This window comes from Sphingopyxis sp., assembly GCF_035944815.1.
In the GTDB taxonomy this organism is placed as follows: Bacteria; Pseudomonadota; Alphaproteobacteria; order Sphingomonadales; family Sphingomonadaceae; genus Sphingopyxis.
Genome location: NZ_DASZAU010000009.1, coordinates 868,628 through 882,515 on the forward strand (window position 1 = coordinate 868,628; position 13,888 = coordinate 882,515).

A 13,888-nucleotide genomic window follows, 5' to 3' on the forward strand; every position below is an offset into this window, starting at 1 on the left:
TTCTTTACCTCCTATATGCGCTGCATGCGGACGCTGATGCGCCTCCTGATCGGGTTGCTGATTTCCCTGTCCATCGGGCTGGGGAGCGTTGCGCATGCCGTGGAGGCGCCGGTTCCGGTTGCGGCCGAAGCCTGCGCCGAAGACGCCGGGCACACGCAAGACGAACCCGCGAACGATCCCGACAAGATGGGGCTCCACAATCACGGCGGCTGCCACGGGCATCATCAGGTCGGCACTCCCGCCGCCGGCGACCTCGTCACGCACCTGCCGTTTTACGGCGTCAATTACGCCACCGGTCACGATTTTGTGCCGCAACTGATTCCCGGCGCGAACCTGAGGCCGCCGATCGCCTGAACCAGCCCGCGCTGCCGGATATCCGGCAGCTGATTTTGGCTTGTTCAGGATAAATCACAATGAAATCATTATGGGCGGCCATGCTGGCCGCGCCGCTCTGCGCCTTGCCGGCGCAGGCGCAAACCTCGCCCCCGTCCGCGGGCGGCGACGTGCTCACCCTTGACGAAGCACTGGCCGATGCTGGTGCGACCACCCCGCTGACGCAGGCGGCCGAAGCAGGCGTCTGGGCTGCACAGGCCGGGCGCGGCGTTGCCGGGCTTCGTCCCAATCCGTCGATCAGCGTCGACACCGAAAACGCGCTCGGCACCGGGCCCTATCGCGGTTTCGGCGAATCGGACACGACGATAGCCTTCGCGATGCCCGTCGAACTCGGCGGAAAAAGGTCGGCGCGCATCGCGGTCGCCGACGCGCGGATCCAGCGTGCTCAGGTCGACCTTGCGGTCGCCGAGGCCGACAGGCGCCTTGCGGTGACCGAGGCCTATGTCGCGGCCATCGCATCGGAACGGAGCGCCGCCGTTGCCGAAGCGCAGGTTGTGGTCACGACCGAAAATCTGCGCATCGCGCGCGACCGGGTGATGGTTGGCGCCAATTCGCCGATCGACGAACAGCGCGCTGCGCTGGAACAGGTGCGCGCGACGACCGACGCCGAAACCGCCCTGCGGACCGCCATCGCGGCGCGCGTCACGCTGACGCAATATGTCGGCGACGGCGCTCGCTCGGCGCTCGACCAGCGTTGGTTCGACATGGCCGCGGCAGCGAGGCAGGGCCCTTCGACCCCCGTCGATATACGCGGAACGCTGGCGCTTGCCGCGGCCGACGCCGACGCCGCCACGGCCGAAGCCGGGTTGCGGCTGGCGCGCAGCCAGCGCGCGCCCGACCTGACCCTGACCGCCGGCACGCGGCGGCTCGAGGCAAGCAACGATCAGGCGATGGTGTTCGGCGTTTCGGTGCCGCTGCCGCTGTTCAACGGCGGGAGGGCGGCGATGACGCAGGCCGCGCGCGAGCGCGACCGCGCCGACGCGCAAAGCCGGATCGCGCGGTTCGACGCCGAGCGGGCAATCACGGCGGCGGAGGCGGAGCGCGATCGTGCGGCCACGGCGGTCCGGGCTTCCGAACCGGCACTGACCGCCGCGACCGAGGCGGCGCGTATCGCGCGGCTCGGCTATGCCGAGGGCAAGTTCGACCAGCTCATCCTACTCGACGCCGAACGGACCCTGCTCGACACGCGCCGCGCCGGCATCGACGCGCGCGCCACCTATCATAACGCCGTCGCGCGCCTCGCGCGGCTGACGGCCCGGCTGCCTGCCGAGGGAGACAATCAATGACCATCTTGTATCGATACCGGGCGGCGCTACCGCTCGCGCTGACGCTCATCCTCGCCGGCTGCGGCCAGCAGGCGGCGGCGCCGGCCGAAAAGGCCGAAGCGAAAGAGGCCGAAGCCGAGGGCGTTGTCCATCTGACTGCGCAGCAGATCAAGGCGGCGGGAATCGCCCTTGTTCGCCCGACCGCCGGCGCGGGGGTGCTCAGCCTGCCCGCGACGATCGAAAGCGACCCGCAGGCGACGCAGGTCGTCTCGGCGGCAATCGGCGGCCGCGTCGTTGCGCTCAACCGCAATCTGGGTGAGGGCGTCCGGCGCGGCGAAGTCGTCGCGGTGATCGAAAGCCGCGACGCCGCCGGATTGCGCGCCGAGGTCGAGGCCGCGCAGGCGCGCGCCAATCTGGCGCGCTCCAACCTCGCGCGCGAGGAACGGCTGTTCGCGCTCAAGGTCTCGCCCGAACGCGACCTGATCGCCGCACGCACCGCGATGACCGAGGCGAATATCGCGCTGCGCCTCGCCGGGCAGCAGCTTTCGGCGGCGGGCGTCGGGGGCGGTTCGCTCAACCGCATCGGCGTCGTCGCGCCGATTGGCGGGCAGGTAACCGCGCGCAGCGTCGTGCTCGGGCAGACCGTCGCGCCCGATGCCGAACTGTTCCGCGTCGCCAATCTCGGCCGTGTCGCGATCAATCTGTCGCTGACCCCGGCCGATGCAGGACGTATACGCGCGGGCACGCCCGTCGAGGTCCGGTCGGGCGCGCGCACGGCCACCGCGCGCGTCCATTTCGTGTCGCCTGTCCTCGATACCGCAACACGTCTCGTCCCCGCGGTTGCGCTGCTCGAAAATGGCGGCGGCACCTGGCGCCCCGGCGAACCGGTCACTGCGATCCTGCAGATTGGTGCTTCGGGCGATGCGTTCAGCATACCCGACAGCGCGATCCAGACCGTCGAGGGCCGGACGAGCGTTTTCGTCCGGACGAAGGAGGGATTCCGCGCCGTCCCCGTGACCGTGAGCTCGCGCGTCGGCGGTATGGCCACCGTCACCGGGCTGTCGGGTCGCGAGAGTCTTGCGGGCGAGGGCAGTTTTACCCTGAAGGCGGAACTCGCCAAGGGCGAAGCCGAACATGGGGGGCACTGACATGATCGCCTCCATCGTCAATTTCGCCGTCGCGCGGCGCTGGTTCATCCTGCTTCTCACCGCGATCGCGACGCTGATCGGCGCCTGGGCGCTGAGCCGTCTGCCGATCGATGCCGTTCCCGACATCACCAACAATCAGGTCCAGATCAGCGCGCGTGCGCCCGCACTCTCGCCCGAACAGGTCGAACGGCAGGTCGCCTTTCCGATCGAAACCGCGCTCGCCGGTATCCCCGGGCTCGAAAATACGCGCTCGCTGAGCCGCAACGGCTTTGCACAGGTCACCGCGGTGTTCACGGACGCGACCGACATCTATTTCGCGCGGGCGCAAGTCGCCGAACGGCTGCGCGCTGCCGAGCAGGCGTTGCCCGAAGGCGTCGACCCCGAAATGGGTCCGATCGCGACCGGGCTTGGCGAAGTCTTCATGTGGACGGTTCATATGGAGCATCGCAAGGACGACCGGCACAAGCCCGGCGAACCGGGAATGCAGCCCGACGGAAGCTATATCACGCCCGAGGGCGACCGGCTGGTCACCGACGCCGAAAAAGCGACCTATTTACGCACCGCGCAGGACTGGATCGTCACGCCGCTGCTCAAGCCCGTGGCCGGGCTGGCGGGTGTCGACACGATCGGCGGCTATGTGAAGCAATATCAGGTCGTTCCCGATACGCAGCGACTGGCGGCGCTCGGTCTCGGCCTCGGCGATCTCGCGACCGCGCTTGAGGCGAACAACCGCGCGATCGGTGCGGGGGTCGTCGACCGCAATGGCGAAGGGCTCGCGGTGCGTTCCGACGCGCGGATCGACGGCACCGCGCAGCTTGCCAAGACAGTCATCGCGACGCGCGGCGGGGTTCCGATCCAGCTCGATCAGGTCGCCAGCGTGCGCACGGGACAGGCGATCCGTATGGGGTCGGCGTCCGAAAACGGCCGCGAGGTGGTCGTCGGCACCGCGATCATGCGGATCGGCGAGAATAGCCGCGACGTGGCGAGCCGCGTGGCCGGGCGCCTCGACGAAATCAACGCGTCGCTGCCGACCGATATCGTCATCCAGCCGGTGCTCGACCGGACCGGGCTCGTCGAGGCGACGGTCAAGACGGTTGCGAAAAACCTCACCGAGGGTGCGCTGCTCGTCATCGTCATCCTCTTCCTGCTGCTCGGCAATTTCCGCGCAGCATTGATCGCGGCGTTCGTCATTCCGATCACGATGCTGCTGACGAGCTTCGGCATGCTCAAGGGTGGCGTGTCGGCCAATCTGATGAGCCTCGGCGCGCTCGATTTCGGGCTGATCGTCGACGGCGCGGTCATCATCGTCGAAAATGCGCTGCGGCGCATCGGCGAAAGACAACATCAGCTCGGGCGTACCCTCGAACGCGACGAACGTCTCGGCGTTGTCGCTGCGGCGGCGCGCGAGATGATCCGGCCGTCGGTATACGGGCAAGCGATCATCATCCTCGTTTATGTCCCGTTGCTGACGTTGACCGGTGTCGAAGGAAAAACCTTCGCCCCGATGGCGATGACCGTCATCGTCGCGCTCGCCGCCGCCTTCGTGCTGTCGCTGACCTTCGTGCCTGCGATGCTCGCCATCTGGCTGTCGAAGCCGGTCGAGGAAAAGGAAGGGCGGATCATGCGCTGGCTCGGTGCACGCTACGAACCCGGGCTCGACCGGGCGATGCGACAACCGCGAAAGACGATGCTGGCTGCGGTGGCGGCGCTCGTCGTCGGTGCGGGCGCCTATGTCACGCTGGGGCAGGAGTTCCTGCCGCAACTCGACGAAGGCGACCTCACGGCGCAGTTGCTGCGCGTTCCGGGAACGTCGGTCGATCAGAGTCAGGCGATGCAGCTTCGCGCCGAACGTGCGCTGGCGGCCTTGCCCGAGGTCAAGTTTGTCTTTTCGAAGACCGGCACCGCGGAACTCGCGTCGGACCCGATGCCGCCAAATATCTCCGACACGTTCATCATCATGAAGAACCGGAAGGACTGGCCCGATCCGCGCCTGTCAAAGGCCGAACTGACGGCAAAGGTTGAAAAGACGCTCGCCGGCCTTCCCGGCAATGCCTTCGAGATCAGTCAACCCATCCAGATGCGCTTCAACGAACTGATCGCCGGGGTTCGCGGCGACGTTGCAGTCAAGATCTTCGGTGATGACAATAACACGATGGCGGCGACCGCGAACCGGATCGCGGCGGTGCTGCGGAAGACCGAGGGCGCGACCGACGTCCGCGTCGAGCAGACCGAAGGTTTGCCGATGCTGGATATCCGGCCGAACCGCGACGCAATGGCCGGTCTCGGGATCACCGCCGCGGTGCTGCAGGAAACGGTCGCTGCGGCGGTCGGCGGTCGCGATGCCGGGGTGATTTTCGAAGGCGATCGGCGCTTTGCGGTCACCATCCGCCTGTCCGACGCCGCGCGCGCCGATTTCGCGGCGCTGGGACAGGTCCCCGTACCGACCCCGGGGGGCAGTTTCGTGCCGCTCGAAAGCGTGGCCAAGCTCGCCGTCGTCGACGGGCCGAACCAGATCAGCCGCGAGAATGGCAAAAGGCGGATCGTCGTTCAGGCGAATGTCCGCGGCCGCGACGTCGCAAGCGTGGTCGAGGACGCACAGGGGGCGATACGCGAACAGGTGCGCTTGCCTGCAGGTCAATATGTCGAATGGGGCGGACAGTTCGAAAATCTCGCCTCGGCGCGCGACCGCCTCGCCCTTGTAGTTCCGGCATGCTTCGCGCTGATCCTACTGCTGCTTTACGGTGCGCTCGGCAGCGTGCGCGACGCGGCGATCGTCTTCACCGGCGTTCCGCTTGCGCTCGTCGGCGGAACGCTGGCTCTGGCGCTGCGCGGGATGCCCTTCTCGATCTCGGCGGCGGTGGGCTTCATCGCGCTGTCGGGGATCGCGGTGCTCAACGGGCTGGTGATGGTGACGTCGATCCAGCAGTTGATCGCCGAGGGCGGGACGCGGGCCGAAGCGGCAAGGGCGGGTGCGCTTGCAAGGCTGCGGCCGGTCGTGATGACCGCGCTCGTCGCCTCGCTCGGCTTCGTGCCGATGGCGCTTGCGACGGGCGCGGGGGCGGAGGTGCAGAAGCCGCTCGCCACGGTCGTCATCGGCGGGCTGATCACCGCGACGCTGCTGACGCTGTTCGTGCTGCCGACGCTCTATGCGCGGTACGGCAGGCCGCGCGCCCGCACGCCGGACGCCGAAACGGCGCCTGCGGGCGCCTTGCCGCAAGGAGCATGACGATGGGACAGGACCACAGCCACGATCCTGTCGCGGGCGCGAATGTCCGCATGCTCGGCGGGGCATTGGCGCTGACGGCAACGTTCCTCGTCGTCGAGGTGGTGGGCGGGCTGTACTTCAACAGCCTGGCCCTCCTGTCCGACGCGGGGCATATGCTGACCGACGTCGCGGCGCTCGCGATCGCGCTCCTCGCGATCCGGCTCGGTGCGAAGCCGCCCGATGAGCGGCGGACCTTCGGCTATCGCCGCGTCGAGATTCTCGCGGCGGTTTTCAATGCGCTGATGCTCTTCGCGATCGCCATCTATATCTTCGTCGAAGCGATCGACCGCTTCCGCGATCCGCAACCGGTCCAGTCGTGGGGTATGATGGCGGTCGCCGCCGTCGGGCTCGTCGTTAACCTGATCGCGATGCGCATGCTTGCCGCAGGCAAAGATGCGAGCTTCAACGTCAAGGGCGCCTATCTCGAGGTCTGGGCCGACATGATCGGGTCGGTCGGCGTCGTCGCCGGCGCGGTCCTGATCCGCTTTACCGGCTGGACATGGATCGATCCGGTGGTCGCCGTGCTGATCGGCCTGTGGGTGCTGCCGCGCACATGGGTGCTGCTGCGCGGCACGGTGAACGTCCTGCTCGAAGGCGTCCCCGACGGCATCGACCTCAGCGAAGTTCGCGGCATGGTGAAGGGCGTCCCCGGCATCGTCAAGCTGCCGCAGCTGCGCCTTTGGTCGATCAGCAACGGACTGAACTGTGCGACGGTTCGGGCCGTCGCATTGCCAGGAAGCGACATCGGTGCGCTGCAGCGCAATATCGCCGGATTGCTCCACGACCGGTTCGACATCGCGGACGCGACCATCCAGATCGATCTGGCGGTCAGGGCATGATCCGGCCTTCGTCGCGCTGCGGCATCGGCGCGACGAAGCGCAGGACCAGCGCGGTCAGCAGCAGCCAGCCCGCCGAACCGAGGATCGCGGCGGGCAGGGAGGCGAGGTCGGCGACCAGTCCGAGCGTATAGGCGCCGAGCGCCATCGCGCCGAAGGTCACCGCCTGATAGATCGACAGGCAGCGGCCGAGGATTTCCTCGGGCGAGCGAAGCTGCATCGCGACGTTGAGCGTTGTCAGTGTGGAGACCCACGCGCCGCCGGCGACGAAAGCCGCAAGGATCGTGGGCGGCAGGCTGGCGGTCAGCGCGACCGGCAGCATCGCCGCGGCAAAGACGAGCGACGCGACGGTGACGACACGGTCGCTGCCCCAGCGCCGCCGCGCCGCGCCGATCCACAGTGCGGCGAAAATCGATCCCGCGCCGAAAGCCGCGAGACACAGCCCATAGATGATCTCGGTTCCGTGCAACCGATCGCGGACGAGCGAGGGCAAAAGCGCCTGAAACCCCGCAGCGCCAAGGCCGAAAGCGAAACCACGGATCAGCACGCGGCGCACCGGGTCGGACTGCGCGCAGAAGCGAAGGCCCGCCACGATCGCGGTCAACATCGGGGTGCGGCGCGGCGGTACCGTCTCGGGATGCCAGCGCAGCAGGACGACGATCAGCGCGATATAGCTCAGCGCATTGAGCCCGAAGGCGGCGGCGGTTCCGACGATCGAGATCAAGATGCCGCCGAGCGCGGGCCCGACGCTGCGCGCGAGGTTGAACGCGATCGTGTTGAGCGCGATCGCCTGCGGCAAATCGCGTGGGCCGACCTGCAGCCGTACCGACGCCTGCCATGCGGGGCCGTTGAGTGCGGTCCCGCACCCGACGGCAAGGGTGAAGAACAGCAGGGTCAGCGGCGTGATCGCGCCCATATAGGTGATCAACGTCAGTGCCGCCGATACGATCAGCATCCCCGTCTGCGCCGCGAGCATGACGCGCCGCCGGTCGAAATTGTCGGCGATGGCACCCGCAAAGACGCCGAGCAGCATGACGGGGATCGTCGTCCCCGCCTGCACCAGCGCGATCAGCAGGTGCGAACTGGTGAGTTCGGTCATCAGCCAGGCCGCGGCGACCGACTGGATCATCGACCCCATGTTCGACGCGAGGTTCGCGATCCAGATCGCGCGAAAGGCGGGATAACGGAACGGCGCGAAGGCGGACGGCGGGGCGGGCGTGTCGGGACTCACCTGTCGGCGGGTAAACCGGCACGCCCGCTGCGGCAACCGGCTATTCGGTCAGTTCGAACGCGGCTTCCGATCCTTCGGCCGACGAGGGGCCGACCCACAGCTTGAACTGGCCAGGTTCGCTGCCCCAGCTCATATCCTGCCGCGTGAAGGCGAGATCCTTGTCGCTGAGGGTAAAGCGGATCGTCCGCGTCTCGCCCTTTTTGAGCGCGACCTTTTCGAAACCCTTGAGCTCCTTCACCGGCCGGGTCACCGACCCGACGAGGTCGCGGACATAGAGCTGCACCACCTCCTCGCCATCGCGCGTCCCGCTGTTGGTCACGCTGACCGTGGCGGTCAATTTTTCGCCCGGCCGGATCGCGGCCTTGTCGAGCGTGACCGGTGAATAGGTGAAGCTGGTGTAGCTCAGGCCATAGCCGAAGGGATAAAGCGGCGTGTTCGGCGCATCGAGGTAGCGCGAGACATATTTGGCGCCCGGCGCACCGAGTTCGATCGGACGGCCGGTGTTCTTCATGTCATAATGGATCGGCACCTGCCCGACATTGCGCGGGAAGGTGACGGGCAATTTGGCCGATGGATTATAGTCGCCGTACAGGACGTCCGAAATCGCGTGGCCGCCCATCGTGCCCGGATACCAGGCTTCGAGGATTGCGTCGGCGTTCGTGTCGGCCCAGCCGATGCTGTTCGGGCGCCCGCTCATCAGCACGACGATCAGCGGCTTGCCGGTCTTCCTGAGTTCTTCGAGCAGTGCCTGCTGGTTGCCGGGCAGGTCGAGCGAGGTCCGGCTTGCGGCTTCGCCGGTCATGTTCCAATGCTCGCCGACCGCGGCGATGATGACGTCGGATTTCTGCGCCAGCGCGACCGCTTCGGCAAATCCGTCGGTTTTCCCCGCGGCGGCGAAGTCATAGCTCGCGCCCTTGGCGTAGCCGACGCTCGTTCCCTTTGGCGCGCGCGCTTTCAATCCTTCGAGCAATGTGACCGGACGGGTCTTCCGGTCACCCGCGGCCGACCAGCTGCCGATCATATCCTCCTTACTGTCGGCCAGCGGGCCGATCACCGCGATCGACTTTGCGGTGGCGGCGAGGGGCAGGGCATTGTCCCTGTTCTTCAAGAGCACGATCGATTTGCGCGCGACGTCGCGCGCGGCCTCGAGAAATTCGGTCTTGTAGAGCGTCGCCTTTTCGCGCGCCTCACTGGCATAGCGATACGGATCCTCGAACAGGCCGAGGCGGTATTTCATTTCGAGGATCGCCTTGACCGCGGCGTCGACGCGCTTGATGTCGACCTTGCCCTCGGTGACCGATTTGGCGAGGTTTTCCATATAGACCGCGCCCTGCATGTCCATGTCGACCCCGGCGTTGATCGCCTGTTCTCCCGCCTGTTTCAGGTCCTTCGAATAACCGTGCGGGACCATTTCGTTGATCGACGTGTAATCGGTTACGACGAAACCCTTGAAGCCCCATTGCTTGCGCAGGATGTCGGTTAGCAGATGATGGTTCCCCGATGCGGGGACGCCGTCATATTCGTTGAACGAGGTCATGAAGGTCGCGGCGCCGGCGTCGGCCGCCGCCTTGAAGGGCGGCAGGTAGATGTCGCGCAGCGTCCGTTCCGAAATGTCGACCGTATGATAGTCGCGCCCGGCCTGAGCCGCGCCATAGGCTGCGAAATGCTTTGCGGTCGCAAGGATCGTGTCGGGGCGCGACAGGTCGTCGCCCTGATAGCCACGCACGCGCGCCTTCGCGATCAGGCTGCCCAGATAGACATCCTCGCCGGCGCCCTCGGACATGCGGCCCCACCGCGCATCGCGGGCGACGTCGACCATCGGCGAAAAGGTCCAGTGAATGCCTTCCGCCGACGCCTCGGCTGCCGACACGCGGGCCGATTTTTCAATGGCTTGCAGGTCCCAGCTCGCGGCTTCGCCGAGTGAGATCGGAAAGATCGTCCGATGTCCGTGGATGACGTCATAGCCGAAGATCAGCGGAATCTTGAGCCGCGTTCCCTCGATAGCCAGCGCCTGCAACTCGCGCGTATATTTGGCGGTATAAGCGTTGAAGATCGCGCCGACCCGGCCCGCGCGAATATCGTCCTGATAGCCGGCGCGCATCGTCGGTCCGGTCGATTCCCAGTCGCTCGTCAGCAGGTTCAGCTGGCCGACCTTCTCGTCGAGCGTCATCTTTGCCATCAGGTCCGCGATAAAGCGGTCCATCTTCGGATCGGGGCGCATCCAGCCCGCCGAATCGGCGGGAGCCGGCTGTTGTTCGCTCGTCGCCGGTTTCGCGAGCGAAGGGGCGGGGGCAAGTTGTCCCGCCACCATCAGGGTGGCCAGCGTCAGGCATGTGAGATTGCGCTTCATCGGCGGCATGATTCGTCCTTCCCGGTCGGGTTTGCTTATACATTGTCACGCGGATTGGCCGAATTTCGGCTGAAAACCGGCTGGCCCCCGATTGCATCCATTGCGTCGCTTCCCCCTATACAGTGATCGTGAAACCGGTTACAAATCAAAAAAACACGACGCGGTTTCCCGCGACTCGTCGGCGACCGGTGGCAAGGCCGGTCGGCGAATGAAGCGAGCGCGGGAAATGTCGGGGGCACAAAAAGGGAGGATGCCGTGAAGTTTCCGCATGATTTTCAGACTGTTTCCGCACGCCAGTCGCGCGCACGTTCGCTCGCTGCCGCCTTGGCGTGGAGCAGCGCGACCGCCGCGCTGGCCATTGCGGTCGCGGCTCCCGCCCATGCACAGGTGTCGAACGCGTCGCTCCGCGGGACGGTGAAGGCGGACGGCGGCGCGACCGAAGTGAAAGCGATCAACGTCAACACCGGCCTGACGCGTACCTCGGGCGTCAGCTCGAACGGCAGCTACACCTTTGCCTCGCTTCCGGCGGGCACCTATCGTCTCGAGATCACGACCTCGGGCGGGGTTCGCAACACCGACGAATTCACCCTCAGCGTCGCGCAGAGCGCGGTGCTCGATTTCGACTTTTCGCAGCCTGACATTGCCGAAGGCGGCGACGATGCGATCATCGTGACCGGCAGCCGTATCCGCTCGATGGAGGGCGGCGAAGTCGGGACTAACATCTCGCAGCGCCTGATCGAGGTGCTGCCGCAGAACAACCGTAACTTCCTTGCTTTCGCGGACCTCGCGCCGGGCGTCCAGTTCCTCACCAACGGCAGCGACCAGTCGCGCCTGCAGGGCGGCGCGCAGGGCAGCAATTCGGTGAACATCTTCATCGATGGCATCGGGCAGAAGGATTATGTGCTCAAAAATGGCGTGACCGGCCAGGATTCGACACAGGGCAACCCGTTCCCGCAGCTCGCGATCGGCGAATATCGCGTCATAAGCTCGAACTATAAGGCTGAATTCGACCAAGTGAGTTCGGTTGCCGTCACGGCGGTCACCAAGTCGGGTACCAACGAATTTCACGGCGAAGGCTTTATCGACTTCACCAACCAGAGCCTGCGCGACCGGCGGCCGGCCGAGAACTTTCCCCGCTATATTCCGAAAGTCCGGTCGAAGGATCTCCAGTTCGGTGGGGCGCTGGGGGGCCCGATTATCAAGGACGTGCTGCATTTCTTCGTGACTTATGAAGGCAAGCGCCGGGTCAACCCGCGCGATATCACGCCGGGGCTTGAACTGCCCGTCAGCTATTTTCCGTCGGAATATCAGGATGTCTTCGGATCGGCGAAGGAGACGTTCAACGAGAACCTCTATTTCGGCAAGATCAACTTCACCCCGACGTCGAACGACCTGTTCGAATTCTCGGTCAAATATCGCGACGAGAGCGGCGAACAGTTCAACAGCGGTTTTGCTGCGTTCGAAACGCGGACGATCGCGAAGGTCGAGGAATGGCGCGGCCTCGCTCGCTGGGAGCATACCGCCGACACGTGGGTCAACGACTTCAAGGTTGCCTATGAGGATGTGACCTGGGGGCCGCGCCCGCTCAATTTCGGCAATGTCTCGATCTTCAACGCGACGGTGCCGAACCCGCCGCCGGCGACGACCAGCCGCCGCGGCGACATCCTGCGCATTGGCGCGGGCAGCAATTTCCAGGACAAGGGCCAGAATGGCTGGCAGGTGTCGAATGACTTCACCTACACCGGGCTCGAGGGGCACACGTTCAAGGTCGGCGTGAAGGGCAAGTGGGTCGAACTCAACACCAACACGCAAAATGGCGTGAACCCCGTCTTCACCTACAATGTGAACTACAACCCCAACGGCGGCACGTTCAACGATGACATCCCGTACCGGATGGTGTTCAGTGCGCCCGTCGAAGGCGGGGACCCGAACATCCGGTCGAAGAATTTCCAGTTCGGTATCTATGCGCAGGACGATTGGGAAATCGACGACCGCCTGACGCTCAATATCGGCCTGCGCTGGGATTATGAGCGGACCCCGGCCTTCCTGAACTACAAGCATGATCCGGCGATCGCCGAATTCGTCGCGGGCCGTGCGTCCTATACCGGACCGAACGGCGTGGTAACGCCGCCCTATGCGAATCTTGCCAACGCCGATTACGACATCAACGACTATATCTCGACGGGCAACGAGCGGAAGGCGTTCAAGGGCGCCTGGCAGCCGCGCCTGGGCTTCACCTATGCACTCGACGACGAAAAAAGATTCGCGATTTTCGGTGGCTACGGCCGTTCCTATGATCGGACGCAGTTCGACAATATCCAGCAGGAACTGACGCAGGGCCTGTTCGCAACGCGCACTTTCAACTTCAACAATCCGGGCGACACGACGAACACTTGCGCGCCGAGCGCGACCTGCATTGCGTGGAATCCGGCGTATCTGACCCCCGAAGGCCGCGCTGCGCTGATCGCCGGGCTGCCGGTCGGAGCCGGCCGCGAGCTGCGCTTCATCAAGAACGACCTGAAGGTGCCCTATTCGGACCAGTTCAGCCTGGGCGTCCGGGGCAAGTTCAACCTGCTCGATCTCGAAGTCGGCTATTCCTATGTCGAGAGCAAGGACGGCTTCGTCTATCTGCTCGGCAACCGCCGGGCGAACGGCAGCTTCTTCCCTGCGACGGGCAACCCGGATTCGCCTTTCGGCTTCGCTCCGGCACCGTTCGGCAGCATCATCATCGGCACAAACGGGATCGAAACGCGCGCCAACACAGCCTATTTCAAGCTGACGAAGCGCTATACCGAGTTCTCGCCGTGGAGCCTCGACGCGACCTATACCTTCACCGATGCCGAGGAAAACCGGCAGTTCGGCGAAACCTTCAGCCTCGATTTCCCGAACATGGATGCCTATCCCTTCATCACCTCGACGGGCGTGCGCAAGCATCGCTTCGTGATGGCGGGGTCGGTCGATATCCCGTACGGAATTACGCTGTCGGGCAAATTCCAGATCGCGTCGCCGAAATATCTCTCCACATTCGTGTTCACGCCGGGCGATCCGCTCAGCCGCGACATCGTGTCGACGAAAACCAAGGGGAATGGCGACCTGTGGGGCTATCGCCAGATGGACCTCTCGATCACGAAGAATGTTCCGCTCAAGTTCGTGAGCGACGAGACGCGGCTGCGCTTCCGTCTCGACATCATCAACCTGTTCAACGACCGCAATTTCAGCGGCTTCAACGGCGTCACGGGTCTGCGTAACCCGACCGACTATGCGATTGATGGCCCGCCGCGGACGATTAAGCTATCGGCCGGTTTCTCTTTCTGACCGGCTGACCAGGCGCCCGGCCCGCACCCCCCCTCCCGTGGGCCGGGCGCCCAATTTTTGGAGTACCGAATGCCGTTCCGGACCG

The 13,888-nt window shown here is 65.4% G+C and carries 8 protein-coding genes; 6 read left to right on the plus strand and 2 right to left on the minus strand.

Going from position 1 to position 13,888, the window contains the following annotated elements:
- Positions 1-24 precede the first annotated feature (24 nt).
- From VGU00_RS14715 to VGU00_RS14735, 5 genes are read left to right on the plus strand one after another with little or no spacing between them, the layout of a single operon-like run.
- Positions 25-354 carry a hypothetical protein gene (locus tag VGU00_RS14715; RefSeq protein ID WP_327469728.1) on the plus strand — a complete coding sequence of 110 codons (330 nt, stop codon included), beginning with the start codon at positions 25-27 and terminating at the stop codon, positions 352-354.
- A gap of 59 nt (positions 355-413) precedes the next feature.
- Positions 414-1,679, plus strand: a complete 1,266-nt coding sequence (locus VGU00_RS14720) for a TolC family protein (protein ID WP_327469730.1) — start codon at positions 414-416, stop codon at positions 1,677-1,679.
- Positions 1,676-2,806 carry an efflux RND transporter periplasmic adaptor subunit gene (locus VGU00_RS14725; RefSeq protein WP_327469732.1) on the plus strand — a complete coding sequence of 377 codons (1,131 nt, stop codon included), beginning with the start codon at positions 1,676-1,678 and terminating at the stop codon, positions 2,804-2,806. Before VGU00_RS14720 ends, VGU00_RS14725 begins: the two co-directional genes overlap by 4 nt.
- A gap of 1 nt (position 2,807) precedes the next feature.
- Positions 2,808-6,032 carry a CusA/CzcA family heavy metal efflux RND transporter gene (locus VGU00_RS14730; RefSeq protein WP_327469734.1) on the plus strand — a complete coding sequence of 1,075 codons (3,225 nt, stop codon included), beginning with the start codon at positions 2,808-2,810 and terminating at the stop codon, positions 6,030-6,032.
- 2 nt (positions 6,033-6,034) lie between these two features.
- Positions 6,035-6,910, plus strand: coding sequence for a cation diffusion facilitator family transporter (locus VGU00_RS14735; protein WP_327469736.1), 876 nt, complete (start codon positions 6,035-6,037; stop codon positions 6,908-6,910).
- On the opposite strand, the gene VGU00_RS14740 is transcribed toward VGU00_RS14735, so the two are convergent.
- Together VGU00_RS14740 and bglX are read right to left on the minus strand one after the other, a co-directional pair.
- Complete coding sequence (locus VGU00_RS14740; RefSeq protein WP_327469738.1) at positions 6,900-8,138, minus strand: MFS transporter; 1,239 nt, start codon at positions 8,136-8,138, stop codon at positions 6,900-6,902. The genes VGU00_RS14735 and VGU00_RS14740 overlap by 11 nt on opposite strands.
- 40 nt (positions 8,139-8,178) lie before the next feature.
- Positions 8,179-10,497 carry a beta-glucosidase BglX gene (gene bglX, locus VGU00_RS14745; RefSeq protein WP_327469740.1) on the minus strand — a complete coding sequence of 773 codons (2,319 nt, stop codon included), beginning with the start codon at positions 10,495-10,497 and terminating at the stop codon, positions 8,179-8,181.
- 246 nt (positions 10,498-10,743) lie between these two features.
- Here bglX and VGU00_RS14750 point away from each other — a divergent pair, with 246 nt between their 5' ends.
- Positions 10,744-13,803: a TonB-dependent receptor gene (locus VGU00_RS14750; protein WP_327469742.1), complete on the plus strand. Its 3,060-nt coding sequence runs from the start codon at positions 10,744-10,746 to the stop codon at positions 13,801-13,803.
- Positions 13,804-13,888: the final 85 nt, after the last annotated feature.

What these genes read in the sequence shown, in the direction of transcription:
- VGU00_RS14715 (WP_327469728.1), top strand. Translation starts at nt 25, where the DNA reads ATGCGGACGCTGATGCGCCTCCTGATCGGGTTGCTGATTTCCCTGTCC.
- VGU00_RS14720 (WP_327469730.1), top strand. Translation starts at nt 414, where the DNA reads ATGAAATCATTATGGGCGGCCATGCTGGCCGCGCCGCTCTGCGCCTTG.
- VGU00_RS14725 (WP_327469732.1), top strand. Translation starts at nt 1,676, where the DNA reads ATGACCATCTTGTATCGATACCGGGCGGCGCTACCGCTCGCGCTGACG.
- VGU00_RS14730 (WP_327469734.1), top strand. Translation starts at nt 2,808, where the DNA reads ATGATCGCCTCCATCGTCAATTTCGCCGTCGCGCGGCGCTGGTTCATC.
- VGU00_RS14735 (WP_327469736.1), top strand. Translation starts at nt 6,035, where the DNA reads ATGGGACAGGACCACAGCCACGATCCTGTCGCGGGCGCGAATGTCCGC.
- bglX (WP_327469740.1), bottom strand. Translation starts at nt 10,497, where the DNA reads ATGCCGCCGATGAAGCGCAATCTCACATGCCTGACGCTGGCCACCCTG.